The organism is Microcoleus sp. FACHB-SPT15, assembly GCF_014849525.1.
Lineage (GTDB): Bacteria > Cyanobacteriota > Cyanobacteriia > Cyanobacteriales > Coleofasciculaceae > Symplocastrum > Symplocastrum torsivum.
The window spans coordinates 26,822-51,669 of record NZ_JACJNU010000025.1; the positions used below are offsets into that span (position 1 = coordinate 26,822).

The following is a 24,848-nucleotide window of genomic DNA, read 5'->3' on the forward strand; positions in this document are numbered from 1 at the left end:
ATCCGCCGAAAGGTTGTCACAATCTTTAAATTCTTCTGCGAAAGAAGCTACAACCAGTTCCCTACTAGGATGAACGGTGCCCAAAAATAAGGATGGCGTCGGAAACGTGGATCTTGGAGGATAGACAGTTGGGCTTGCCGCAACGCTTCTGCTTTCGTGACATCCTGACGCGCTAACTCCTCATAAAACCGACCCATTAGCATAGACGTTGCCTCGTCATTCACCGACCAAAGGCTTGCTACCGTACTCCGTGCCCCTGCCCGAACGGCAACTCCTGCTAACCCTAATGCTGCTCGTTTATCGCCCGATGCCGTTTGACAAGCACTCAACACTAGTAGCTCAATCGGTTCAGAACGCCCTAATTCACTCGATTGCAGCAAACTGTTTAGCTGTCCTACATCGATCGCAACATTATCTTCCCCAGTCAAAATAAACGTCTCTTCTTGCCGAGAACTAAACTGACCATGAGTAGCAAGATGCACAATGGGAGCCGCAGAGCTTTTCACGGCTGCTTTGAATCGCTCGATTGTAAAATCTTCATCGAGTAGGATGCGTGTCGGTAATTCCGCCTGAATTGTCTTGAGTTCTGGCTCAACGTTGGGTAGTGGAGAGAACTGTTGAGAACGCCATTGCCGTGCTTCGGTGATGCCAACGGCTAGGACACTTAGATCTTTCTGCTGTAACGGTTTGGGACTGACAAGCTGTAATCCTGGAGTGAGAGCGATCGCATATTTCTCCAATAAATATTGTTGCCCATCATTGAGCGCCCCCATCGGAATATTCCGCAGCGCCCCATCTAAAACAAACACCAACGTATTCACCTGACTCTGACCCAAATCCTGCTCAATCGGACGGATGAGCAAATCATAAACTTGCTGGCTTAAGGGTCGAAACTCCAAACTAATGCGATTGTACAAAGCACCCTGCAATCGCTCGACCAACGCTTCCACTTCCTCGCTGGTAATTTTCGTAGACTTGTGGCTCAACTGCTGCCCTGGCAAGTTGATAATCACCTCCAAGCGATCTGGCAGGATAATCGGATAGATTACCGCCACCTGCTGCACTCCAGCCACTTCATCAAGTTTTACCGCTTGCACATCCAGACAGGCTTCCCGCAAGAAATTATTCAGTTCCGCAATTTGCAACGACTCCATTACTTGTCGTGCTTTTTCCAACTTTTCTGGACTGGACTTGCCATCGTTATCCTTTAACAGCAAACTCACCAACTCTCGGTGAATCGGTTCAACGCTTTCTTTAAAGGAAAACTGGACTTCTGGATTTACTGTAACCAGGTCACTTCGCAAAGATTGGAGAATATCAACCGCACTAGAATAAGCTGCGATCGCTTTTTCCGGCTTCCCCTGTGCTTCTAGTATCCGCCCTATCTGCCAATGCCAACGGTAAGTCATATCATTGGCATTAATCTTTTGGGAGAGAAACAGCGCTTGTTCCGTTAAACTTTGCGCCTCATTCCATTGCTTTGTTCGTTCATAAATCTCGCCTAAATGACCCATAGCATAGGCTTGGGCGCGTTGATCACCTAATGCCTCTGCCTGTCCTCGTGCAGTAATTAACCCTTGGGTAATATCAGCCCAACTCTGCACTGATGGACTATTCAATTGGTTTAAGCGAGTCAAACTCCGAGCAAAGTTAATTTGGGCATAAACCGTAGTGCGACTGGGAGGCAGCGTATTAATTTGTTGTTGAATTGGAGATACAAGAGCTTGAGCTTGGGAGACTTGGTTAGTTTCTAGAAGGAAACTCAGTTGATTAAGTTGAGCTTGTAATTTTATCGTTGGAGAACCAGAACCCTTAGCAACCTGTTGATAAAAGTTGAGTGTTTCTTCATTCTTTTGCTGGGCACGGGCAATATTTCCCAAGCTGAGTTGCGCTGAGGCAATGGCTTGAGGAAGTTGCAATCGCTGCGCTGCTTCCAAACTCTTCTGCGTTACAGAATAAGCCTGATCGAGATTGCCCACAATTTGCAGCACCTCTCCTAAGCTGCGTAACCCCATCGCCTTAGTCGGTGAATCGGATTGATTTTCTAAACTTTGAGACAAGGGTTGCAAAAGTCCGATCGCTCGTTGATGAAACCCCAAAATTTGTAGTGCTTGTGCTTGCCGAATCTGGGTTTGCGTCGCGTCAATTTCGTTGCCAACTTGCTTATAGATTGTTGCGGCTTGTTCCCAAGTTGCCAGTGCAGCTTCCGCTTGTCCTTGAGCGAGTTGAACCCGTCCTTGAATTTCCAGCGTTTGTGCTAACACCGAAAGGCGCTGATTATCTAAATCCCGTTGCGTTTGCAGAATCTCTAAACTTTGGCTTAGTGCTTGGTTGGCTTCTGCCCAAGACCCTAACTGCTCGTACACTAAAGCCAGATTACTTAAACTCATCGCTGTCGAGAGTGCATCTCCTTGGGCACGATACCCCTGAACTGCCTGCTGGAGAATTGCTGCTGCTGCTGATAGCTGCCCGGATTCGTAGAGAGTTCTTCCCTGCTGAAGCAAGGCTTGAGGATTAGTGCTATTCACACTCAAGTTAACAGGAGAAGCGCCTAAAACTGGAGCGGTACTCAAGCGAGGAAAGGTAACAAGGCAAAACGCCACTGTTAATGAAAGCAGTAAGAATCCCCAACCCCTTACGCGCCTTAATACATCGCTCCAATACCGTCGTTTGTGCTTAGGACTTACGCAAATTGCTCGTTTAATTACTATTCGTAGTAGGGTGGGCACTGCCCACCTTAGAGGTAGAGGTTCTGAGGAATGTCTTCGCTGTCTGTTGCTCATTGTTGTGTCTGGGGTTAATGAGGGCAGGCTAGGGTTGCTGCTGTTGCTGTTGCGGCGGCTGTTGTTGCGGCGGCTGTTGTTGCTGCGACTGTTGTTGCTGCTGTTGCAGCGCAATTCTTTGTAAAGCGGTTTGTGCGAGGGATTGTTGGGGATTAAGCTTTAGAGCAGTGGTTAGTGCTGCGATCGCTTCTGGAATGCGTCCCAACTGACCTAAAATCAGACCTTGCCCTGTCCAAGCGTCTGCATTATCCGGTGCAAGCTCAAGCACTTGTTCGTAAGATTCTAAGGCTTCCTCATACCGTTGGAGGGCAACCAAGGCGACTCCTCGGTTATACCAGGCTTGCACTAATTCTGGATTGAGATTAATCGCGCGATTGGCAGAGAAGATGGCGGGTTCGTGGAGTCCTAAATGCCACAACACAACACTCCGATTTGCCCAAACTTGCGCGTTATTTGGCTCAAGTTCGAGTGCTTTTTCATAGGCTTCTAGAGACGCTTCGTAGTCATTGATACTACGAAGAATTCTGCCTTGGTTTGCCCAAGCTAGCGCATAGTTAGGATTAAGAGTGATCGCTTGCTTACTGGAAGCCAGTGCCTCATCGTAGCGCTCCAAGTACCAAAGGACGGCACTGCGATTGCTCCAAGCTTCAGCATAATCAGGGTTCAGCCCAACCGCACGATTCACGGCTGCCAGGGCTTCTTCATAACGTCCCAAACCACCAAGAGCGTGTGCTTGTTGATGCCAAGCTTCGGCAGCACCAGCTTCTCGCCAAGTCCCATCTCCCTGAAGTGCCTTGGTACAAGCCTCCAGTGCTGGTTCATAGGTTTTGAGTTCGTTTAATAGTCCACATTGCGCGACTAATGCCCGTGAAAAATCCGGTTTGAGAGTAATGGCTTGTTGGTAAGAAGTTAGGGCTTCGGTATTGCGTTCGAGTTGTTCAAACAGTTGCGCCTGATTTGCCCAAATCTGAGCATTTTTTGGCTCAAGGTTTAATGCCCGGTCATAAGCCGCGATCGCTTCGGGATACTGCTTGAGTTCGGTATGAGCTAGCCCTTGATTGTACCAGGCAAGTCCTGGTGTTTTATCACCCCAATTCCCGTTACCTGCCAATGCTTGCTGGCAAGATGCGATCGCATCTGGGTACTGTCGCAAATTGAGCAAGGCTTCACAGCGAGCCGTTAAGGTTTGAGAATCGTTGGGTTCCAGCAATAGCGTCCGGTCATAGGCAACTAACGCCTGTTCATCGTCTGCCAACTGACTCAATGCAATTCCCCGATAGTACCAAGCTAAAGCCGGAGCGCGATTTCCCCAGTTGCCATTCACCCGTAGTGCTTCATTGCAAGCATCTAACGCCGCTTCATTTTGCTTGAGGGCAGAGTATGCCATGCACTGATACGTGAAGGCAAGTGAGTTTTTGTCGTCAAATTTTAAGGCATTGTCTGCTGAGGCGATCGCTTCGGGATATTGCTTGAGGTTCAGGAGAATCCCACTATGGACTGCCCAAATGCTTGCACTTTTAGGTCGTAACGTAATTGCCTGTTCACACGCCGCTAAAGCTTCTTCATACTTTTGGGCAGATATCAGTAAATCGCAACGATTTACCCAATAATCAAAATCTTCCAGGTCTTCTAACCCAGATTGGGCAGTAAGAGTAGTAAGTCCAGCATCTTGGCTCAAGGTCTGGGTGGTACTCGCAGCTAGGGTAAGTGATGACGCTCCAAGACCGCCTACAACTGCCGTCAAACTCAACCCTATTCCGAGAAGCCGCATCAATTTTTACCTGTCTATTTGCCAGCATGAGACAACGGTAGTGATTACCCTGTAAAGTTGTGACTGACGTGAAACTTTATTAGTGTTGTGAGTCTAGACCATCGATCATCGCATAAACTAGACTCACGTCAATTGACTTGTCACGAGTCTTAAAGTGTTGCGATAGTGAAGATTCAGGGTATTGAGTAAACAAGTTTTCTTCATTCCTCAACGCTGCACACTTCCATCTTTAACGTGCGTACCCAATTAGATGTTCAGCCGTGTATCTCACACTTATAGCTGAACCCAACGGAAGACCTATGATTGCTCTAAAACCTTTTGCGATCGCGTTTTGCCTCCCTCTACTTTTTGCTCTCCCCTCTCAAGGAGCAGACCCTGATGATGTCAAACAACTACGAGACACACGAGAATGTGCAGGATGTGACCTGCAAGAGGCTAATTTAGCAGGAGCTTATCTGCGACAAGCTAATTTACGGGGCGCAGACTTGCAAGGCGCTAACCTCAATGGTGCAGACTTACAAGGTTCTTATCTCAAAGAGGCAAATCTCGAAGGCGCAGACCTCAGAAACGCGAATCTCTCTGATGCGAATCTCGACAATGCGAATCTTGAAGGGGCAAGTCTTAAAAATACAGTATTTAACGACCGGACAATCATTGCAGACAAATGGCGGATTGTTCAACGGTTGGTTACTCAAGGAGTAGAGGGTCAAGAGCTAACTGAGGCGGACTTAGCCGGAGCAAACTTGGATGGTGCTGACTTGAGACAGGCTAACTTAGAAGGCGCAAATTTAGAGAGAGCCACTTTTGAGGGGGCGAACTTAAGCGGGAGTAATCTCAATCGCACGAATTTAGGAGAAGCTAATCTTTTCATCGCCAATCTCAGAAACGCAAGTCTGAGCCAAGTTAATTTGCAACAAAGCAGTCTACGAGCAGCAGATTTGAGAGAAACAGATTTTACTGGCACAAATCTGAGTAATGCTGACCTTGCAGCCACTTATTTCGGAAGTGCTAACTTAACTGGCGCAAATTTGAGCGAATCTGATTTAACAAGTGCGATTTTGAGTAACGCAAATTTGCAATCAAGTAATCTTGAGGATGCTAACCTTACGCTAGCCGATCTGCGGGAGACAAATCTTACAGGCGCAATATTAGAAGGAACGGAGCTAAGGGGAGCAGATTTGAGCAATGCTGACTTGGGGGGCGTCAGCTTGCAGGGGGCGGTTCCAGAAGGAGTAACGTTGAGGAATGTGGATTTAGTTGGCGCAGATTTGAGCGGTCTTAACCTTACGGGTACAGATTTTAGTGGTTTAGACTTGAGCAATATTAACTTGAGTCAAGCGAATCTTAGTGAGGTAAATCTTAGCGGGGCAAATCTTACGGGTGCCAACTTAAGTGGTGCTAATTTAAGCGAAGCGAACTTGAGTCAAGCTAACCTGACAAATGCACAGCTAGAAGGAGCAAACTTGAGCCAAGCAAACTTGCAAAGAGCTAGGCTTCAAGGCATTCAAGTAGGAGGAACTAACTTCTGTGGCGCAATTTTTCCCAGTGGAAGTGAGTTTAAATGTGGAAGAAATTGAAGCTAGTACAGCACGGCGGAAATAACTATCCAGTTGGACATTCCCATTGGGGCGGCTTGCAGTACCAAACTCAGTTGCCCTTTGCTTTTCTTGCAAGCCTAAACTCAATTGGTATCAAACCTTTTTATCTACAATTGGTTTACCGTCGGTATCCACATCTAGCTCTTCTCGACGAAGCTGTTCTTGGGTATTAACCGTCTCCTGCGTTACTTCTTTCCTGACATTGACTTCCTCACGCACAAAAGCTTTCTTTTGAACGTCAGCAGTCTCTTCGTAGACTTCCATACGTGCAACTTCCCCTTCATGGAAGGCATTTGCACCAGGAGAAACTACAGTTTTAGCATCTTGTGGAGTAGTACGCTCAACGATAACTCGCTCCTTTTCAACAGGTACCGAAACTCGTGCCGTCTCTGTTTCAACGTGTTTGCCAACTGTTACCTCTCCTGTCTTAACGCGCTTTTTATTGGCAATCAGCCGTTCTTGATACAGTTTGAGAGTTTGATGATCCTGCTCATTCATGTCGTAGAGAGAAGAATCATGCTGGTAGGTGTAGGTATCGCGGTTGTAGCTAGCATTGCGAGGTTGATTAGAGGTAACACCAGGAGCTGCATAGGCAGGCGCAGGATCTAAAGGTGCTGATGCCTCTACAGATGGAGATGCCCCCACAGGTGCCGATTTCTGCACAGGTGTCTCTGTAGCCGAAGTACGATAAACCCCCCGCACCCGCTCTTCATAATCGTAATCAACTCTCAAGCTGTCGTTGAACTCAGGTAAATTTTCCGCTTGGTCTTTGGTGAACCCTAGGGCGTAAATGTGCCGTGAATTATGGTCAATGCTGGAACGACCTACTGGTAGCAGTACTTGCTTACCAAAAATCCAGAAGCCTGTGTCAACGACGAGATACCGGAAATGACCTGACTCATCAACTAGGATATTTTTGACGCTGCCAATCTTTTCATCAGTTCTGTCTGCATAAACATCATATCCCTTGATTTCATCACCAAAAGTGTCTCGGTAATTTGGGTCAAAGTCTTCGAGCTTGTAAAGAACCATATTTCTATTCTCCAATTATCTACTAACAAAATTATCCTTGCCATCATGAAAAAACAAGTGTTTAGTAAACATCTATATTTATCGTTTACAAACCTTCTAAACTGGCTGAGGATTAGTGTTTAGAAAGACTGTGATTTTCCAGATAAACCCCGTCTAAACTTTGATTTATACCTTGATCCAGATCAAATCATCTCTAATATAATAAGTATAATGTTCAACAGCACAGATTCTCTGTACAAGGCAAAGCCGTTAAAGTCGCTATATCTAATAAATTAAGGGTTTTGCTAAAAGAACTTGAACAGCAAGCGACTAATGAATTAGACAGGTTTTTGCATAAACGAAGTGTTTTTTCAAGCAACCTAGGTTCTATATTACATTACTAGATTAATCATGCTAAAGGGGGATGAATATGTCAAATCAATTAGGCTCTTACTTACCACCACCAACTAAACAACGATTTGCTGATACTTTTCGCACAGTTAGCCGATTCAGCTTGTGGATACAGTTGGTGCTGGGTGGTATTTCTGCCATTGCTTTATTGTTAGCTATCTTTAGCCGTAATCTCAGCGTTAAAACAGATAATGCAGGCATTGGATTGGGTATCTTTTTAGCTATTGTTGGAATTTTGTTGCTGTGCTTCAGAGTGTATTGGGCTTTCCGCTACAGACGTTTAGCCAAACGATTACAGTCAGCTAATCGCGACGTACATCCCAAAAAGGAAGAGATAATTCAAGTTCTGCAAATTGGACTAGTTGTTAGTTTGGCGGGAGTGTTGTTAGCTTTCTTAGCCTCTGAATTAAGCGTCGTAGTGGTACTGGCAAAAGCTCTAGCCGAACCTCAAGGGATAGCAGTCTATAACCGTCAAAATGTCATTCGTTCACTGGATATTTTTGTCGTGTTAGCCAATATCAATATGATTGGTGCCCACTTTGTAGGAGGCGTTACTTCTCTTGGTCTACTTGAGTGGGTAGATCAGTAGGAGAGAAGAAAAATATAGCGATTATCATGTGGATGAGGTACAGACTTCTGGGTTTTCGGGAATTGGGTGACGCTGGCATCCGGAGGGAACCTCCGGACGAGGAAGCGCACCCGAAGGGAATTGGGAATAGACAAGAAAATTAGATGTACCTCACTGAAATGAGAATTTCTATATGTAAAGTTTTTTTTAAAAGAGCAAAAAAATTAGGAGCTATTTACCATGTTCAACTTCCCTCGTCTGTCATCAGAAACTGTAGCCTTCCTAACTCTAGGATTAGCAATAGGTGCAGTTGCACCGTTAGTAAATTTGGCTTCAGGTGCAGTAGTAGCGGCTCCAACTTCAAACGCGAGCTTTCCTGATATTCAAGACCACTGGGCGCGTCCATTTATTGAACCCCTCGCTGAAAAAGACATTCTTGCGGGATATCTTGATGGAGCATATAAACCTAATCAGCCAGTGCAGCGTGATGAATTTGCGGCAGTAATCCGCAAAGCTTTTAACCAAGAACCCGTTCGGAAAATAGCAAGTGGAAGTGTATATAAAGATGTTCCTTCCGACTATTGGGCTGCTTCAGCAATTGAGGAAGCTTACCAAACAGGATTTATGACGGGCTATCCTGGGGGTTTCTTTCGTCCAAATCAAGATATTTCTAGGGTTGAGGCATTAGTTGCTTTAGAGAAGAACTTGAATTTGTCTTCAACAAGTCCGACAGCATCCGCAACTCAAACTACGACGAATCAAGCAGCAACGAGTCAAGCAGCAACGAGTCAAGCAACCACACAACCAGTAAGCACACGTCGAACAACTAAGAAGCCTTTGTTTATCCCTCTAGCAATGACTAGTTTGATGCAGCCACTGGTAACTCCTCCAGCGAATAGTCAAATGATGCCTGCTAACGATTCGCCCTCATCAGTAGCGAGTGACAAAGGTGTATCTCCTAGTGAGTCGCCTTCATCGGTAGCGAGTGACCAAAGTGTACCTCTTAGCAGTTCGCCATCATCAGCAGCAAGTAAGCCAGGTTTGTCTTCGACACGTCCTGCCTCATTTACTGTTAGCAACTACTATGTAGATGCCAAGGAGATTCCTTACTATGCGGTCGGTAATGTAGCAGCAGCCACAAAAGCAAATATCGTGGTCAACTATCCCAATCAGCAGATTCTCAATCCTACTCAACCTGCTAGCCGTGGGGATGTTGCTGCTTTTATTTATCAAGCGTTGGTTGCTCAAGGAAAAATAGAACAGCTTCCTAGTAACGTAGAAGCATCTAATTATATTGTTAATCGCCCTCCTAACAGCAATCAAAGCAATCAAAACACTCAAACGGCTCAATAGACTCTCGCGTTTCCCATCAAGCGAGGCAGTAGAGGGTGGAACCTCAATTCTGCTTTCCGGACAGCAACTATAGAACAGAGGGAGAGCAATGCGTCAACTACTTGTACAGGTTCCACGGGGATGTGGTCAAAAGGTTCTTGACATCGCCAAGGCTTGTAACGGAGCGAATCTTGCTCAGTTTGAAGCGACTGGGAAGGATGAACCATTAGACGTAGTAATCGTTCACGTCTCCAATGGCAAGGTTGAGGAACTGCTAGAAAAGTTAGAACCACTACCCAACTTGCACATCACGCTGTTGCCTCGTGGAGTAATAGCCTTGCAGCCTCCGGCATCAGAAGCACCTCAGCAGGTGAAAAATGTGGAGGCACGCAGCCCGATCGAGGTATTTCTCTCAGGTTTGCAAAGTGTTGGCTCCTGGAAAGGCTTTCTGGGGTATGCAGCGGCAGCAGGTGTGGTGGTGTGGATTGGCTTGTTCACCAATAGTAGCTATCTTCTCGTTGCGGCGATGCTGATTGCACCGTTTGCAGGCCCAGCGATGAATGCTGCGATCGCTACAGCACGCGGCGATGCACAACTGCTCAAACGGAGCCTATTACGCTACTTTTCAGCCCTGGCAGTGACAATCACTGTAGCTGGAGCGCTCAGCCTGATTTTGCAACAGGAAGTTGTGACATCCTCAATGAATTCAACCAGTACTGTCTCAGCCGTGGCGGTGCTGCTTCCACTCATTGCGGGTGCGGCAGGTGCTCTCAATCTTGTCCAATCGGAACGAAGTAGCCTCGTGTCAGGGGCAGCCGTTGGGATGCTGGTTGCGGCTTCGCTTGCCCCCCCTGCCGGAGTGGTGGGCATGGCAGGCGCGATGGGTCGCTGGGATATGGCTTTGAACGGTGTCTTTGTGCTATTCCTGCAATTGGTTGGGATTAATTTATCGGCTTCCCTGATGTTCCGCACCTATGGATTGACTCCTCAGGGAACCCGCTATAGCCGTGGTAAGCGCTGGATGTTTCCGGTTATCCTTGCCGCTACGGTGCTGATGCTTTTGAGCTTGCTGACTTGGCAGTTTTCTACCTCCCCGGAACTTCAGCGCAGCAGCCGTGAGCAACGTGCTACTGCTCAGATTCAGAAGGTGGTGAATGATAGCGGTTTGGCAAATCTGGTGGAAGCGAATGTTCATTTCCCTCCTGTGAACATCAAAGGGCAGAACACACTGCTAGGTACCGTTTATGTTCAGCGTCAAGCAGGTGTCACCCAGTCCTCTGAGGAGATTCGCTCTCGCCTCACAAGCACTATTCAAACGCAATTACTTGAGCAGGGGTTTAACGTCACACCGTTAATTGATGTCAGCGTTCTGGAAGCGCCGCAATAGAGAATTTAACGGGATTGTTGGGAAGCTGCCTGCTTGTTTAAAATGACGTAACGCAATATACGCCATGCGATAAATCGACTCCACATTGAGTTCTATTGGTGCAAGAGGTCTATTGTTGTTAAAGCCCAGAGCGCATAATACGTTCTGCAAGTGTTGGCATGAAACGCCCAAGCGCAAACAGTAATTTGGTTTTACCAATCCGCATTTCAAATCGATCTTGGCTAAAATCACGCCAAAATTCTTCGACTAATGCCTCTGGTTTAATCTTGCCGCGTCCCCGTCCTCGTGTCATGGCAGTATCCACAAGCGGTGGAATGATCTCAAAGACTCGAACAGAGGTTGCTTCAAGCTGCCATCGCAAGGTTTTGGTAAAACTGTGTAGCGCGGCTTTGCTAGCACAATAGACTGGGGCACTTTGCTTTGGCACAATGCCCAACCCTGACGAAACGTTAATAATTGCAGCAGTGGAGTGAGTCAGAAGTTGCGGGAGAAAACGTTTTGTCAGATACAGAGGACTGAGCAAGTTAATCTCTAGTTCAGCTTCAATCTGCTCAACTGCGATCGCAGGCTCGGCAAAGTCATAGTTATACTGAACGCCTGCATTATTGATGAGAATGTTTACGTCAGGATAGTTATAGACTAACTTGTCGAGTGCTTGGCGATCGCGCATGTCTGCAAGCTCGACGGTAACCGCTGGCAATTTGCTTTTCACGGCTTCGGCTTTTTGGGCATTTGTGCCTGTCACAATCACGGCATTTCCCTCCTGAAGAAATCGCTGGGCGAGAGCGAAACCTATTCCTGATGTGCCGCCTGTAATCAAAACAGTATTGTGAGCCGTGTTCATAAATTACACCAGTTGTTAGGGTATGGAAGCCATCCTAGACTGGAGCTTGTGGTAACGCATTAACATAGGTTAATGCGATTTCAATTGGGCACGAATTCGGCTCAAGGTTACAGGAGTGATGCCGAGGTAGGAAGCAATATGATGTTGCTTGAGGCGAGTTTCCAAGCCAGGGTATTCCTCTTGAAAACTCAAATAGCGAGTTTTGGCATCATCCAATAGCAAAGCACTTTCTCGCTTTTCCTTCTTGATGAATAAGATTTCAGCAATTTTGCAATTTAGCGCTTGCCAGCAGGTATGGTTTTCACAAAGCGATCGATAAGCTGAATAATCGGCAATGAGTAGCTTTGTCTTCTCCAATGCCTGAATAAAAAGTCGTGAAGGCTGTTCCAATAGCAACGCGCTATAGGCTGCAACAAAGCTATTCTCAGCACAGAATGATTTCGTATATTCGTTGCCGTCACGATCAACATAATATAAGCGCAGGATGCCGGATATTACGAACCCAATTGTTTTTGGGACATCACCCACACAAATAAAAAAATTACCTCGTTTCAAGGTGGAAGTTTGAAATAGGTTCGTAGCTTTGATGACTTCGCCTTCTGGTAGATTGATGAGTGATCGTAGTATCGCGATAAGTTGGGTCAGCTCTTGGGTCAGCATATCTAAAACGCAATGTATCCGTAATGAGACTGAAACGCAATCTCGTTGTTCTGAGCGTTGGTGGAGAAGCTGGAAGCCTCATTCTACCGTTGCTGATTTGGCTGAGTGCGTAAGTCCTGAATTTATCCTCATCAGGGGTTTGGGGGCTATAAGATCCACACCATAATTTTCAATTATTGCCTGTCCGTCTTTCCCTCTCCACGTCCCCGCGTTTGTTCCCTAAACGTTCAGCAGGAGCCATGTCGCTCCATTCGTAAGCCATGTAATTAGTAAGTGCAGTTAAGTTAGGTTGCCATTTTCGACGAAGAGAAATGTACGAGGTAGCGCCCTCCTCTAGATCTGTTACCGTTCCTATTCCCTCGGATCTCAACCTTTCCACTGCATGATAATACCGCTGCCGCCACAACTGCTCTTGCCGCTCGTTGATATTGGGATGATTCTTTGGCAGGAATGTGCAAGATACTTCAGTTAGTATTTGTAGACTGCCGCCCCACAACTCAGCTACTGCCGTAGAGCGTACTAGCGAACGATACTCTTCAGGATTCAATGCACTTTTAATTAAGGTGGCTGTATCCAGCGACAAAAGTAGCAGTCTTGCCAGAGCATAGTAAGTTTGTCGAAAGCGAAAATAAAGCAGTATCGGGTAAGAGTGTTGCGATTCCAGTAGGTTTATCAAATCCCTAGCCATGTTAGAAATATCCTGCTGGATACCATTAAATTCGCTATTGGCTCCAAACCCAACCAGGAGTTCTACTGCGTCGGCTGTACCAGATGTGCGGTGATGTAAGCTCAAAGCAAAGGTGTTGCGTTTTATGAGTGCGCTGTATACCGACAAGAGGTAGGTAATAGTCAAAGTGAAGGTTGAAAAGCCAAGTGCTGCCTCCAACACCATCAGCAGCCGTTGGATATCTGTTTTTGGCAGAATGTCGCCTGTACCAAGCGTCGTGAAGGAGTAGGCACTGTAGTAAAAGGCGGTGGCAAAACCAGTAGGCGTCATTCCTTCAGTCTCCTGAATACTGGAACCCAACTCATACCAGATGAGCAGGGCAAACCCGCAGCTCAAAAAAAATATCCATGCCGCTACAATGACGATGAGTGCTACGGAGCCAGCGTGAGAGAGTAAGCGATCGCCTTTGAAGGGAATAGCGCGTGCAGCCAACCGGAAGAGGCACCATATCCCTTTGCTGAGTGGCAAACTGAGTAAGCTGCTGCCAAGGCGAGGGAACAGCACAGTCAGGTAGATGTCTATGAGCGCCAGAATCACAACTCCTACACCTACTATTTGTGCTAACCAATTCATCAAAACCTCCGGGATACCCCACTAAAGACTAAACTTTTTTGCTACCTCACATCGGCACTTCCCCCTGAGGTTGTATTTTTTCAACAGAAACTTGTAATAAACTGAAAGCGCACGGTGCCAAAGTATCTTACGACACAGATTGCACACTTAGACGCACTGTTGCTGACGTATTTGGAATTTCCTCTTCTCATGCTTGATTCTCTTTGGGAGGTCTGGAGTATTAACCCAGTCTTGCAACTAGCACTACTGGGATTGATAGGGATACTCGCATTTCTCGGTAGCCTTTCAATTCCTCAAGTACTTCAATCAATGTTCAGTAATTTTATTTCTCCTAAGGTTACAGAAGCCTATCAAAAAGTTGTTGAACCTTATGAAGGTTTGTTATGGGTTGTTAGCTCACTCTTTGTTGCTGATATTATACTGCTTTTAATTTTCAACAATGGTGAGTTGAGTTTAATTGAAATTCCCTTGGGTTTAACTTTAGCTATTACCGGGAGTTGGTTTGGAAATCGGCTCTTTAAGCAGTTTTTTGATGTCTATCTCCTAGATGCTGCTATTAAAAGCGGGCGTAAGCTCAATAGCGAACTCTTGATTCTCTCTAAACTCATTGCTAATTCAATTATTGTTGTCCTTGCTATTATTGTTTTTGCACAAACACATCAAATTAATATTTTAGGCTTAGTTGCAAGCTTAGGAGTTGGAGGTCTTGCTGTTGCTTTTGCCGCACAAAAGACCCTAGAACAGTTACTCGGTGGTATTGTTATTTATCTTGATCGCCCCTTTGTTGTCGATGACTATATTGGCTTACCGGATGGAACTTTTGGTCGTGTGGAATCTATCGGCTTGCGTTCAACAAAAATTCGTAACTCTGGAAAAGGAACGTTGGTTGTTGTGCCGAACAGTTCTCTTACCCAGGTGAGTATTGAGAACTTTACAGGGGCAAAAAAAGTTATAGCTCTCATGTATTTAAACTTCTATCAAGCCATTTCCAGCGAAGACCAAGCTTTTGTTAAGCAAGTCATTATGGAAAGTAGTACAGATATCTTTGGAATTGACACTCAAAGTACAGAAGTCACGTTTCGGGAATTACTTGGAAAAAATGAGCTAGTGAAAACCCAAGCCCAAATTACATTCTTCATTTTAGGTTCGGGTGAAGTTTCCATGGATTTGCGGCGTCAACTCCTCTATCTTGCTAGCCAAAATATTAATCAAAAGTTGCAAAAACACGGAATTGAATTCACTATAGAAGAGCCAACTATCTATGTTGATTCACCTATTACTATTTAGACAGCATGATGAATCCGGATATCATTCTAGAGTTTATCCAGCGGGAAGACATCAGGTTAGTCTTACTCAGGATAGGAACTTTTCTGGGTTTCATCCTCTTGTCTTTGATTGCAGGGCGATATACACCTACACTGGTAAGATTCATCATCCTAAGATTTTCGCCACAGCAGGTAACGAATATTTATGAAAGTTTAATCGATCCAATCAGAAAATTATTTATTATTGCGGGGACTTTAATCCTTCTTTCCTTATCTTTAAAAGTCATTGAAGAGTATGAGGCTATCTATAACTTCCTCAGCTTCTTTATGGATTTAGCCGTTACGATCAGTGTTGCTTGGTTAGCCTCACGCTTATTTCGGCAATTTGTCCGTGTGTACGGGATTGAGTTAATCCGTAAGTTAGGACGAGATGTGGAGGAGTTGCTGCTGGTTCTTGAGACTTTGGTTAATGTCATTATTGGGTTTATCGCTGTTTTAGCGTTTGCTCAGGGTCGCTTTGATCTAGTTGGCTTAATGGCAGGCTTGGGGATTGGTGGGTTAGCGATCGCATTTGCAGCCCAAAAGACATTAGAACAGCTTCTCGGTACCATCGTGCTGTACTTAGACCGCCCTTTTGTTCCTGGTGAATATATTCGTTTACAGAAATCTCAACAAATACCCGAAGGTCTATTTGGTCGCGTCGAATCTATTGGCTTGCGCTCTACCAAGATTCGCACTGTTGCTAAAAGTACACTGTTTATTGTCCCTAATTCCATACTGGCGAATCTGGAAATTGAAAATATAACTAGGGGAAAGAAGGTAATGGTTTTGCTATACCTGGATTTTCCTCAGTTACTGAAAGAGCGTGAACAAGCTTTGGTTCAACAAGTGATTACAGAGAGTACTAATTCCTTAGTTGGCATTGACCCAGGAAGTACTAATATCGATCTGATGAACCCTGAGAAAAAGCAAGCCACTCGTGCTAGAGTCACATTCTTTATTTTAGGCTCCAGCGAGAACTCGATTCAGCTCAGAAAGCGCCTGTTGGAATTAGCGAATGAGAAGATATCCAAAAAGTTGATGAAATCGGGAATTCAATTTACGATGCAAGATCCAACGATTTATGTGGAGTCACCCGTCACTATTTAGGACGAAAGTTTGTAAAAGCAATATAGCACCAATTATCTATGAACTTACGTCTTATTGAAGTATTCCTTCCTGATGAGGATGCCCAGAAAGTACCAGAATTACTCCAAGACTATTCCTTAATAGAGATTTGGCAGACCCGCTTATGCAACCATCAAAATCTCGTTAAAATCCTGCTGTCTGGGGAAGAAGCCGAAACTGCAATTGATCGGTTAGAAACTCACTTTTCTCAAGTTGATGGCTTTCGCCTTATTCTGCTTTCTGTAGAAGCATCTATCCCTCGACCCTCACTACCTCCAGAGATAGGGGTTGAACAAAAAAAACAACCACAAGAACAGGAGTTAGATACTCAAGTATCTCATATCAACCGTCATGAACTTTATGAAGATATTTCTGCAACGGTAATCCTATCATGGACTCATCTTTTGATGGTTCTGCTCTCAACGGTTATTGCTGCCATTGGTCTGTTACGGGATGACGGAACTATCATTATCGGTTCTATGGTCATAGCCCCTTTACTGGGGCCGAATATGGCGTTATCGCTTGCCACTACTCTTGGAGATACAACTCTTGCCCGTCGGGCAGTAAAAATTGGTGCTGTTGGTATCTCTATTGCTTTTTCTTTTTCTGTCTTAATTGGATATTTTTTCACAGTCAGCCCAGAGATTCCTGAAATTGCCTCTAGGACAAGGGTGAGTGGCTCAGACCTTATCCTGGCATTCGCCTCAGGCATGGCAGGCGCACTCTCACTTACATCCGGAGTAACAAACGCCATTGTGGGAGTTATGGTAGCAGTGGCTTTACTCCCGCCTTTGGTGACATTCGGACTGTTGATTGGCTCAGGTCATTGGCAAGTAGCTGTAGGGTCAATGTTGCTATTACTAACCAACTTGATCTGCCTGAATTTAGCAGGATTGATTACGTTTTCAGTACAGAAGATTCGCCCAAGAAAATGGTGGGAAGCCGATTTTGCTCAGAAGGTAAGACATACTGCCTTTTGGATATGGTTTGTACTGCTATCAGCACTGATGTTTGGGATTGGGCTGTGGTGGAGGAATTACAGATTTAGCTGATAATCTTTGAGGCACTTACTCACACAAGAATTCAACGTGAGAGTGCTGATTGAGCGGAGCGTTCAAGGGAACAACGACAGTAGCAAGTGAGCTAGCTAAAAACTTACTAAAAATTGAGAGCAGCATAGTAAGCGATCGCGTCAGCGCATTGGCTCTGCCTGTGGTACATAATCATGTCATAATACAAGAACTTTGGTTCTTCAGTACTTAGTATGCTAAACAGGTAGCAGATTAGGGATAAAAGAGAAAATAAGTGAAAGTAATAGCGACGAGAAGCCTAACTGGCATTGACACATGAGGCGAATTTATTATTGACTGTAGACAGAAGGAAAGAGCTGTCGGGATGCATTTATAGTCATGTTTAGCAAAAAAGGAATCAAACTTCTAACAGAGCTTCTGAATCTAGAGGGAATAAAAGTAATTTCGCAGCATCAGCCTGAAGGGATTGGGATAATTTTACAGCTTGAGCCAATCGGGAAAGAAAGTGTTTGTCCTCGTTGTCAAACAAAAAGTCAGAGAGTCCATCAAAATCATCGATATCTAGTTAAAGATTTACCTTGGGGAGAAAAGCCAGTATTTTTAGAAATTAACAGGAGACAGTTCAAATGTGAAAAATGTCGAAAGCCGTTTAGTGAAGAATTAGATTTTATCAGAAGAAGAAGGACTTACACAAAAAGGCTAGCAGGCTTTATCCTACAGGAAGTTCTAGTAAGTATGTCTTACTAAAGAACGAGAAAGACCTGAGTGAAGAGCAAGAAAATAAACTTGTCCAGGTTAAAGAGGTATCTCCTGAACTCAAAATAATGCATAAGTTGAAAGAGGAAATCCGCAAAGTTTTTGAGCAGAGTGATAATTGGTTAACGGGGTTATTAAAATTGGGGATATGGCTAGCCAGTGCGAAAAAGTATTTTCCAGATAGTCAGAAGACTATTATCCGTTGGCTGGATGAAATTATTGCTTACTTTGACAACAGGACTACAAGTGGCGTTGTTGAGGGTATCAACAATAAGCTCAAGTTGATTAAACGCTCTGCTTATGGGTTTAGGAACTTTGAAAATTACCGAATTAGATGCTTACTTAATTGGCAGTTAATTGTTGATTTAGCATACTAAGTACTGAAGAACCAGAACTTTTAACCTAAGCCTTTTGAAGGATGCTATATCGAAAAGATTTGTATTCCACTAGAAGGTATGATGATTTGTTTTGCTAAACATTCTGTAAAGGTTATCAGAAGAATTCCACCAAATTAATAGTTAGGCAATTAAAAACTATTCTTTAGCCAGTCTTAACTATTGGATTGGAGCTGGTCTATCCACAAGAGACATGAAAAATTTTTCTGAAGAGATTCAACAATTTATTCGTCAAAATATTAAGTCTGTAGACCATTTAAAAATTCTGCTTTTTCTTAATGAAAACAAAAACCAGAAGTGGACTGTTTATAACCTAGGTAAAAAACTTTATCTGCACCATACAATTGTGAAAGATACTCTAGGGTTTTTCAATAAACGTGGATTCTTAGAAGTCGAACGTCAAGAGAAAGAGCATTTTTACAGCTACAATCCGAGAAATGAAGATTTACTGAGCATGGTCGAGCAATTAGCTCAACTTGATCGACACTATCCAGTTAGTCTGATCAATTTTATCTATTCTCTATCGAAGAATCCGATTCAATCATTTGCAGATGCTTTTAAGTTGAAAAGTGAGAAAGAAGAATAATATGGCATGGATTGTTTATATTCTGTGTGCAGTCATTGCTTTTACTTGTTGCGTTCTACTTCTACGAGGCTATCGGAAAAGCAAAGCTCGGCTGTTGTTGTGGAGCGGACTATGTTTTGCCATGTTTACATTAGACAATATGATTCTTTTTATTGACAAAGTGGTTATTCCTTCAGTGGCTCTATCACCTTGGCGAACTTCAGTACCCTTAATTGGTATAATTTTTCTTTTATATGGATTAGTGTGGGAGGCAAAGTAAGCTGATCCTACGGGAAGGAACTACTGAAATAGGAAAGTATGGGGAAGTATGACGAGCTTTTTGATGGGAACAGTTGCTATGGGTTGTGCAATAGCGGGATTGTTTTTCCTGCGTTTCTGGAAAGAGACAAAAGACCGTTTATTTCTCAGCTTTACGTTAGCCTTTTTTATGTTGACAATCAATAGAACTTTACTGGGTTTTACTCCCTATGCTAATGAAACAACTCCCGACCTCTACTTGTTGCGTTTATCGGCTTTTCTCATCATCTTGTTCGGCATTTTAGATAAAAACTTGCATAAGGGGTAATCACTAGAATTTAGGTAGTATTTTGGATAGAAGAGGTAGTCAAATGAGAGTAATCTAGTGCAGTGAAAAAATAACTGGACTAGTTACTAGCCCGTAGAGATTGTTATGCTCAAACCAAAAGCCTCTCAAGAAGAACTGAAAAATCTGTATGAGTCTTTGAAAATCGAGGCTGAACTCAGTCAGAACTATATAGTTCTGATTGTTAGTTCTTGTCTGATTGCCAGTTTCGGACTCATCAGCAACAGCGCCGCAGTGATTATTGGGGCAATGATTATTGCTCCCTTGATGTTACCGTTGCGATCGCTGGCATTCAGCGCTTTGGAGGAAGACGTGGATTTGTTGCGCCAAAGCCTAATCTCTATAGGAGTTGGCAGTGCGATATCTATTCTTTTGGCTGGAGTGCTGGGGAATTTAGTTGGGATTTCAGAGTTTGGTTCGGAAGTTCTCTCGCGCACTCAACCGAATTTGGTGGACTTGGGAATTGCTGTCACGGCTGGGGGTATTAGCGGTTATGCCAAAGTTCGACCAAAAATTAATGATGCACTGGCGGGGACAGCGATCGCTGTGGCTTTAATGCCACCGATTTGTGTAGTAGGTTTATCCCTATCTCAGGGAATCTGGCAATTGAGCTGGGGAGCGTTTTTACTGTACCTGACTAACCTCTTAGGCATTACCCTTGCTTGTATGCTCGTATTCATTATTTATGGATATGCCAGGATAAGCCATGCCTTAGGTTGGATTTTAGGTTTAACTGCCATCTTGCTTTTGCCCTTGGGAGTAAGTTTTTTTCAGTTGGTGAAACAATCTCAGCTACAAGCCACGCTGAGAAGAAATTTGGTCAATCGCACTGTCACTATTGGACAACAGGTACAGCTAGTTAAAACCAAAGTAAATTGGACGAAAGATCCCCCCGAAGTTTACTTAAGCGTTGAGGCAAATAAACCTATCACCCCTAAACAGGTGCGATTGGTAGAAGAATTTATTGAGAAAGAAATGAAACAGCATTTTGTTATTATCATTCGTGCCAGTCGAGTTCAGGAAGTGCGAGCCTCTGATTCACTTGAACCGGAAACACCATCTCAAAAATGATGACAATGATATTGTCCCTAATGGTTGTCACTTGATGCGCTCGTCAGTTGGTAGTTATCACAGCTTTTTCCTTACTCATTGCTGCTCTAACGCCTTCACTGCCGCCAAATATTGCTCCTCAATGCAAGCGCGATCGCACTCCTGAGCTACCTCCTCACGACTACTGTCCTGGATCACCTGGGCATGATGCAAAAGCGCCGCCCGATCTTTCTTATTGCGGGTGTGTGTTGCAATAACTGCGATCGCTTCCAACATTCGGATTCTTACCGCTACATCCGGTTTGCTGTACTGTCGAATTTGATTAAAGGCATCATCGGTTAGCTTTGCAAACGTCACCGAGTCGGCAATCACGCGCAGGTTGTTGTCGTCATCATAGCGGTAGGGAGAGGGGAAATCTCTTTCGGCTAAGCGGCACAGTGCTGCACTTAGCTGGTCAATACATCGGATAGCGGTAAATGGATCGTTAATGCCTGGGGAAATGGCACGAAGCGCGACTTCAACAAGTTCGTTGATGCAAAACTCTATATCCTGCTGCTCAGTGCGTTCTTTACCCAAGATGAAAGCATCATTGAATTGCTGGGTGAGCTTCTCGTTCACTCGTTCCCCAGGCCAAACCCTCACCAGTTCGCTTCCTTGCACGACGAACTTGCCTGGGCGATGTTTAAGACGCACCAGGAGGTCTTTCGACTTGGCAATTTTCATCAACGTCTCGTCATCAATTGCCTGAAGATAACCGCTGCTCATTGCCAGAATTGGAGAAGCTTCCTGGTCGAAACCAGTGGGGATTTCCTCAACCCACCGCCGTTTGTTCTGCGACCCACCATAGCCAATCTTTTGGGGGAAGAGGCGATCAATCGCCTTGTCCAAATCGCTGCCGACCTCCCCGATGATTTGCGCTGCCTGAATCGAGGTTGAGGCGTGATGGATAAAGTAGATTAGCACGCCGATACTCGTGATCGCCAGCAAGAGGCCGACCGTAACCGATATCTGCGGCACAAACACATTGTAGTCATCCCCTCGGACTGTCCGCAGGACGAGCAAGCAGTAGATAAATGTGGCGATGAACGTGCCAAGCACAATCTGATTGCCCGTGTCCTGCATAAAGTTACGCATCAGTCGCGGACCGAACTGTGAGGATGCCAAGGTGAGAGCAACGATGGTGATCGAGAAGGCAGTACCAGCAACGGTAATCATCGAACCAGCAATGGTAGAAAGCATTGTACGCGCACCATCGGGGCCACCCGTGTAGATCCAGGATAACTTCTCAATCGGCCCCGACTTGCCTGCTCGATCAAAGGATAGCGTTGTGAACGCTAGAGCGATCGCTATACCCGCCATCAGTGTCGGCACGAACCAGTAGCTGGAGTGGAGGGAGTCCCAAAGTTTGCTTAACTTGATATTTTTCATTAGTCAGCCTTTACCTTTTGGGGCGCTAGCCTAGCATCCCGTCAAGGTTATCGCTTTGGTTGCCATTCCCATCTTTTTGCGCCCGCTTTTCGGCAAGTTTCCTGAGTGAACTACTGATACTGCGTGGCTTTGGCACTTGATTGTTTCCCGCCGGCCATCCTTCTCGTTGACGGGAGCGATCGCCATCTGTATCTTCCGTTTGGTCATGGAAGAGCATCTGTTGCGTCGGGAAGGGTAGGTCAATTCCGTTGGCAGTGAGCTTATTCTTGATTGCCGTGAGAACCATATCTCGTGAGTCGAGAGCTTCGGCACGTCGCGGTGGTGCGATCCACCAACGGGCGCGGATATCCACAGTACTCTCAGCAAGTTCCATTACGAGTGCTTCCGGGGGCGGATCGTGCAAAACTCCCTTTATACTTGCGATCGCTTCCAAAATCAGCTCCTTCGCCCGGTCAATATCGTCTCCATAGCCGATGCCGACATTGTATTCCAGACGACGGTTTTCAAAGGCGGTATTAACGGTTACTGAATTAGTAAAAAGCTCAGCGTTTGGGATGACAACGCGACGACCATCGTATGTCCTGATTGTTGTAGCGCGTGTCTGAATGTCTTCCACCGTTCCCTCAAAACTTTTGAAGGCGATTTGGTCATCAAGCTTAAATGGTTCAGTTAAGAGAATCAGGATACCAGCCAGAAAGTTCTGGAGGATATCGCGGAACGCAAAACCAATTGCCACACCACTGATGCCCAGCAGTTGAACCAAATCTCCAGCCTTGAACGTCGGGATGACGATAGATAACGCAACAAAAAGACCGACTAAAATAATAATCCCTTGAGCCAAGCGTCCAAGTACCATTCCGAGATTTCGAGCTTGCCGATGTTTTCGGGTAAGGCGTCTGACCGATGACTTGAACACTCTTGCTGCAATAAAAAAGAGCGCGAAGACGATTATCGCTAACAAGATATTTGGCAGCATGAGTATCAGGCTGTCGATCATTGCCTGTATTTTTCCCCATGCCGTTGTTACTGAGTCTTTGGGATTCATAACTCCTCCACTTCCATCAAACGTTGTGAATATTAATAACAATTAGAAGTTAGTCTGTCTGTTCGTCGTAGTGAAGCTTTCCAAGCTAAACAGGTGCAGGTTTTAGAAGAAGTAAATCGACACTTCACTCCAATTCTTGAAATCACTCAAGTTGAATAGTCAACTGAGAAAATCTGGCTAAGTTCGACTCTAAACCAATGTCCTAAGTATTTCTTCCCCAATTAGTTAGACAGAGGAGCGAAGTGTGAATACAGTGACCTCTGGCGGGCAATTGAGCCGTATCGGTACGATGCTAAAACCAATCCCTCGGTTTACATAAAGACGATTCCCAGACTGCCCATATCTTTTAATCCAACCGTCAGCGTGTACCTCATCCTCCTTAACAAAAGTCATCCAAGACCATTCTGGGGTGAAGGGTAGACGAAATTGCCCACCGTGCGTGTGTCCTGCCACAGCTAAAGGTGCAGTGTTAGGAGGTAATGCTTCAAAGGAATTTGGATTGTGCATCATCACCAACCTTGGTGCGCCTTCTGGTACTGGGGCTAGCGCGACTTTCGGTTTATCGTGATTAGGCCAATGTGCGCCGATGCCTACTAGGTATAGGGGTGTGTTGTCCGTTGTGTTTGCTGCCGTTTGGTTGCGATTCTCGGACGGTGCTATCACAACAGCCTCGTTCTGAAGGACTTGCACATCCACTGCTTCAAGCGCCTCATGCAATTTGGCAGCTAACTGTTCGTTTGGCGGTGCCTGCTTCTTTTTCATTGCATAGTCATGATTGCCCAAGACGGCATAAGTGGGGATGCCTGCTAGGGGAAGCGATCGCACAATTTCAACAGCCTTGTTAATCTCTTCGCTTGGGTCTTCACCTGGATCGTAGATAAAGTCACCAGCAATTAGCACCAGTGCTGGACGATCCTCGATTAGTTGTTCCACAATGCGGCGGATGGTACTGGTGTTGCCCATCCACATTCCTATTTGCCAATCAGCGATCACTGCGACTCGTTGCCCTTCCCAAGCAGTGGGAAGATTAGGGATTTCTGCAACTTCCTCTTCTGTATCGATTAAATACGGTTCGAGCAAACCCCAAAAGAGAATTGAGCCAAAAATTCCTAACAAACCTAACAACGTGTATTTAATTTTCTTCATTTTTGATAAGCTTCCTGATACTTTTAGAGAAAAGTTCAAGCAACTACTGCTGAACTCAACTCCATTAAGTACAATGCACAACTTCTGAAACTCTGAATAAGCTCCGCCATAGCTTATCTTGCTTCATCTTGAGAAATAGATAGTTTAGAGTTACCAGTACCGTTTGATATTACCTCTTCTACTTCTGTTGCTTTGGGTACATCTGCCCACATTTTTAGTTCAACCAAACCAAGAATCTTTACACTAACTTGCAATGATACATTTTCAGTAGGTATCTCCCTTTCTCTAACTCTCTGACCAGCAATTTGCATCACATCAATGGCTTGATCGACAGCCATAACAATCGCTTCTTCTGTAATTTCTGAAGCATTTTCTTGAGTGATGTGAGTCACTTTATCAATTACCTGCTTCCCTTTTTCTTGAGCGGTCTGGAGTACATCATTCATTACCTTTTTCCCCTTTTTTTGAACTTCCTCATAATCCATAATTAGCTTCTTTGGAAAGAGTCGTGTCTATTTAAGATTCCTACAGGGCTTCATCATCTGCATCAGTCCAGGGTTACATATGAAAACGCTATATTAGCTAACTTTAGGTTTTTTTAGCGAATTAAGGAGAAGTGCGATCGCTACCTAACTGACTCCTCAAGTAATCAGTCAAATAAGGTTTGTTAGGGTGTCTATACTAGATTAAATAATTAAATTATGGGATTTCTTTCGCAAAAGCAAGATATA

At 44.8% G+C, this 24,848-nt stretch carries 21 protein-coding genes and 1 pseudogene; 12 read left to right on the forward strand and 10 right to left on the reverse strand.

What is annotated here, in order from left to right; genetic code table 11:
* Positions 1–47: 47 nt before the first annotated feature.
* The gene (locus H6F98_RS07915; protein WP_199348363.1) at positions 48–2,603 is read right to left on the reverse strand and encodes a CHAT domain-containing protein; all 2,556 of its coding nucleotides are present in this window, start codon (positions 2,601–2,603) and stop codon (positions 48–50) included.
* A 208-nt stretch (positions 2,604–2,811) separates the two neighbouring features.
* On the reverse strand, positions 2,812–4,554 hold the full coding sequence (locus H6F98_RS07920; protein ID WP_192218129.1) for a tetratricopeptide repeat protein: 1,743 nt from the start codon (positions 4,552–4,554) through the stop codon (positions 2,812–2,814).
* A 299-nt stretch (positions 4,555–4,853) separates the two neighbouring features.
* Here H6F98_RS07920 and H6F98_RS07925 point away from each other — a divergent pair, with 299 nt between their 5' ends.
* Positions 4,854–6,131 carry a pentapeptide repeat-containing protein gene (locus H6F98_RS07925; RefSeq protein WP_192218130.1) on the forward strand — a complete coding sequence of 426 codons (1,278 nt, stop codon included), beginning with the start codon at positions 4,854–4,856 and terminating at the stop codon, positions 6,129–6,131.
* 114 nt (positions 6,132–6,245) lie between these two features.
* On the opposite strand, the gene H6F98_RS07930 is transcribed toward H6F98_RS07925, so the two are convergent.
* Positions 6,246–7,184, reverse strand: a complete 939-nt coding sequence (locus H6F98_RS07930) for a DUF2382 domain-containing protein (RefSeq protein ID WP_192218131.1) — start codon at positions 7,182–7,184, stop codon at positions 6,246–6,248.
* A gap of 409 nt (positions 7,185–7,593) precedes the next feature.
* Between H6F98_RS07930 and H6F98_RS07935 the strand changes: the two genes are divergently transcribed.
* The 3 genes from H6F98_RS07935 (at position 7,594) to H6F98_RS07945 (ending at position 10,861) form a co-directional block, all read left to right on the forward strand.
* On the forward strand, positions 7,594–8,163 hold the full coding sequence (locus H6F98_RS07935) for a DUF3611 family protein (RefSeq protein WP_192218132.1): 570 nt from the start codon (positions 7,594–7,596) through the stop codon (positions 8,161–8,163).
* Between the two features lie 219 nt (positions 8,164–8,382).
* Positions 8,383–9,495, forward strand: coding sequence for an S-layer homology domain-containing protein (locus tag H6F98_RS07940; RefSeq protein WP_192218133.1), 1,113 nt, complete (start codon positions 8,383–8,385; stop codon positions 9,493–9,495).
* A gap of 88 nt (positions 9,496–9,583) precedes the next feature.
* The gene (locus tag H6F98_RS07945; protein ID WP_192218134.1) at positions 9,584–10,861 is read left to right on the forward strand and encodes a DUF389 domain-containing protein; all 1,278 of its coding nucleotides are present in this window, start codon (positions 9,584–9,586) and stop codon (positions 10,859–10,861) included.
* A 118-nt stretch (positions 10,862–10,979) separates the two neighbouring features.
* Here H6F98_RS07945 and H6F98_RS07950 read toward each other — a convergent pair whose 3' ends face one another.
* The 3 genes from H6F98_RS07950 to H6F98_RS07960 all read right to left on the reverse strand — a co-directional run bounded on the left by H6F98_RS07950 (position 10,980) and on the right by H6F98_RS07960 (position 13,665).
* On the reverse strand, positions 10,980–11,705 hold the full coding sequence (locus H6F98_RS07950) for an SDR family oxidoreductase (protein WP_192218135.1): 726 nt from the start codon (positions 11,703–11,705) through the stop codon (positions 10,980–10,982).
* A 69-nt stretch (positions 11,706–11,774) separates the two neighbouring features.
* On the reverse strand, positions 11,775–12,365 hold the full coding sequence (locus H6F98_RS07955; protein ID WP_192218136.1) for a Crp/Fnr family transcriptional regulator: 591 nt from the start codon (positions 12,363–12,365) through the stop codon (positions 11,775–11,777).
* A 169-nt stretch (positions 12,366–12,534) separates the two neighbouring features.
* Positions 12,535–13,665: a potassium channel family protein gene (locus H6F98_RS07960; RefSeq protein WP_192218137.1), complete on the reverse strand. Its 1,131-nt coding sequence runs from the start codon at positions 13,663–13,665 to the stop codon at positions 12,535–12,537.
* 114 nt (positions 13,666–13,779) lie between these two features.
* Between H6F98_RS07960 and H6F98_RS07965 the strand changes: the two genes are divergently transcribed.
* The 8 genes and pseudogenes from H6F98_RS07965 (at position 13,780) to H6F98_RS07995 (ending at position 20,519) form a co-directional block, all read left to right on the forward strand.
* Positions 13,780–14,952: a mechanosensitive ion channel domain-containing protein gene (locus H6F98_RS07965; protein ID WP_313929815.1), complete on the forward strand. Its 1,173-nt coding sequence runs from the start codon at positions 13,780–13,782 to the stop codon at positions 14,950–14,952.
* A 5-nt stretch (positions 14,953–14,957) separates the two neighbouring features.
* On the forward strand, positions 14,958–16,079 hold the full coding sequence (locus H6F98_RS07970) for a mechanosensitive ion channel family protein (protein WP_242058436.1): 1,122 nt from the start codon (positions 14,958–14,960) through the stop codon (positions 16,077–16,079).
* Positions 16,080–16,117: 38 nt separating this feature from the next.
* Positions 16,118–17,149, forward strand: coding sequence for a TIGR00341 family protein (locus H6F98_RS07975; RefSeq protein WP_192218138.1), 1,032 nt, complete (start codon positions 16,118–16,120; stop codon positions 17,147–17,149).
* Positions 17,150–17,506: 357 nt separating this feature from the next.
* A pseudogene (locus tag H6F98_RS07980) lies at positions 17,507–18,261 on the forward strand (transposase).
* 211 nt (positions 18,262–18,472) lie between these two features.
* Positions 18,473–18,865, forward strand: a complete 393-nt coding sequence (locus H6F98_RS07985; protein ID WP_192218139.1) for a hypothetical protein — start codon at positions 18,473–18,475, stop codon at positions 18,863–18,865.
* 1 nt (position 18,866) lies between these two features.
* Positions 18,867–19,124 (forward strand): DUF5985 family protein, encoded by a 258-nt coding sequence (locus H6F98_RS33430; RefSeq protein ID WP_242058437.1) that lies wholly within the window; start codon positions 18,867–18,869, stop codon positions 19,122–19,124.
* A gap of 48 nt (positions 19,125–19,172) precedes the next feature.
* The gene (locus H6F98_RS07990; protein ID WP_192218140.1) at positions 19,173–19,430 is read left to right on the forward strand and encodes a DUF5985 family protein; all 258 of its coding nucleotides are present in this window, start codon (positions 19,173–19,175) and stop codon (positions 19,428–19,430) included.
* 105 nt (positions 19,431–19,535) lie between these two features.
* Positions 19,536–20,519 carry a TIGR00341 family protein gene (locus tag H6F98_RS07995; RefSeq protein WP_192218141.1) on the forward strand — a complete coding sequence of 328 codons (984 nt, stop codon included), beginning with the start codon at positions 19,536–19,538 and terminating at the stop codon, positions 20,517–20,519.
* Positions 20,520–20,594: 75 nt separating this feature from the next.
* Here H6F98_RS07995 and H6F98_RS08000 read toward each other — a convergent pair whose 3' ends face one another.
* The 4 genes from H6F98_RS08000 to H6F98_RS08015 all read right to left on the reverse strand — a co-directional run bounded on the left by H6F98_RS08000 (position 20,595) and on the right by H6F98_RS08015 (position 24,602).
* The gene (locus tag H6F98_RS08000) at positions 20,595–21,926 is read right to left on the reverse strand and encodes a DUF2254 domain-containing protein (RefSeq protein WP_192218142.1); all 1,332 of its coding nucleotides are present in this window, start codon (positions 21,924–21,926) and stop codon (positions 20,595–20,597) included.
* A gap of 25 nt (positions 21,927–21,951) precedes the next feature.
* Positions 21,952–22,971: a mechanosensitive ion channel family protein gene (locus tag H6F98_RS08005; RefSeq protein WP_192218143.1), complete on the reverse strand. Its 1,020-nt coding sequence runs from the start codon at positions 22,969–22,971 to the stop codon at positions 21,952–21,954.
* Between the two features lie 225 nt (positions 22,972–23,196).
* Positions 23,197–24,117, reverse strand: a complete 921-nt coding sequence (locus H6F98_RS08010; protein ID WP_192218144.1) for a metallophosphoesterase — start codon at positions 24,115–24,117, stop codon at positions 23,197–23,199.
* 113 nt (positions 24,118–24,230) lie between these two features.
* Positions 24,231–24,602 (reverse strand): hypothetical protein, encoded by a 372-nt coding sequence (locus tag H6F98_RS08015; protein WP_192218145.1) that lies wholly within the window; start codon positions 24,600–24,602, stop codon positions 24,231–24,233.
* Positions 24,603–24,848: the final 246 nt, after the last annotated feature.

Excerpts from the sequence above, each read along its gene's own strand:
- H6F98_RS08010 (WP_192218144.1), bottom strand. The coding sequence starts at position 24,117 with ATGAAGAAAATTAAATACACGTTGTTAGGTTTGTTAGGAATTTTTGGC.
- H6F98_RS07960 (WP_192218137.1), bottom strand. The coding sequence starts at position 13,665 with ATGAATTGGTTAGCACAAATAGTAGGTGTAGGAGTTGTGATTCTGGCG.
- H6F98_RS07970 (WP_242058436.1), top strand. The coding sequence starts at position 14,958 with ATGATGAATCCGGATATCATTCTAGAGTTTATCCAGCGGGAAGACATC.
- H6F98_RS08015 (WP_192218145.1), bottom strand. The coding sequence starts at position 24,602 with ATGGATTATGAGGAAGTTCAAAAAAAGGGGAAAAAGGTAATGAATGAT.
- H6F98_RS07925 (WP_192218130.1), top strand. The coding sequence starts at position 4,854 with ATGATTGCTCTAAAACCTTTTGCGATCGCGTTTTGCCTCCCTCTACTT.
- H6F98_RS07955 (WP_192218136.1), bottom strand. The coding sequence starts at position 12,365 with ATGCTGACCCAAGAGCTGACCCAACTTATCGCGATACTACGATCACTC.
- H6F98_RS08005 (WP_192218143.1), bottom strand. The coding sequence starts at position 22,971 with ATGAATCCCAAAGACTCAGTAACAACGGCATGGGGAAAAATACAGGCA.
- H6F98_RS07985 (WP_192218139.1), top strand. The coding sequence starts at position 18,473 with ATGAAAAATTTTTCTGAAGAGATTCAACAATTTATTCGTCAAAATATT.
- H6F98_RS07990 (WP_192218140.1), top strand. The coding sequence starts at position 19,173 with ATGACGAGCTTTTTGATGGGAACAGTTGCTATGGGTTGTGCAATAGCG.
- H6F98_RS07995 (WP_192218141.1), top strand. The coding sequence starts at position 19,536 with ATGCTCAAACCAAAAGCCTCTCAAGAAGAACTGAAAAATCTGTATGAG.
- H6F98_RS07940 (WP_192218133.1), top strand. The coding sequence starts at position 8,383 with ATGTTCAACTTCCCTCGTCTGTCATCAGAAACTGTAGCCTTCCTAACT.
- H6F98_RS07930 (WP_192218131.1), bottom strand. The coding sequence starts at position 7,184 with ATGGTTCTTTACAAGCTCGAAGACTTTGACCCAAATTACCGAGACACT.
- H6F98_RS07920 (WP_192218129.1), bottom strand. The coding sequence starts at position 4,554 with ATGCGGCTTCTCGGAATAGGGTTGAGTTTGACGGCAGTTGTAGGCGGT.
- H6F98_RS07945 (WP_192218134.1), top strand. The coding sequence starts at position 9,584 with ATGCGTCAACTACTTGTACAGGTTCCACGGGGATGTGGTCAAAAGGTT.
- H6F98_RS07975 (WP_192218138.1), top strand. The coding sequence starts at position 16,118 with ATGAACTTACGTCTTATTGAAGTATTCCTTCCTGATGAGGATGCCCAG.
- H6F98_RS07935 (WP_192218132.1), top strand. The coding sequence starts at position 7,594 with ATGTCAAATCAATTAGGCTCTTACTTACCACCACCAACTAAACAACGA.
- H6F98_RS33430 (WP_242058437.1), top strand. The coding sequence starts at position 18,867 with ATGGCATGGATTGTTTATATTCTGTGTGCAGTCATTGCTTTTACTTGT.
- H6F98_RS07950 (WP_192218135.1), bottom strand. The coding sequence starts at position 11,705 with ATGAACACGGCTCACAATACTGTTTTGATTACAGGCGGCACATCAGGA.
- H6F98_RS08000 (WP_192218142.1), bottom strand. The coding sequence starts at position 21,926 with ATGAAAAATATCAAGTTAAGCAAACTTTGGGACTCCCTCCACTCCAGC.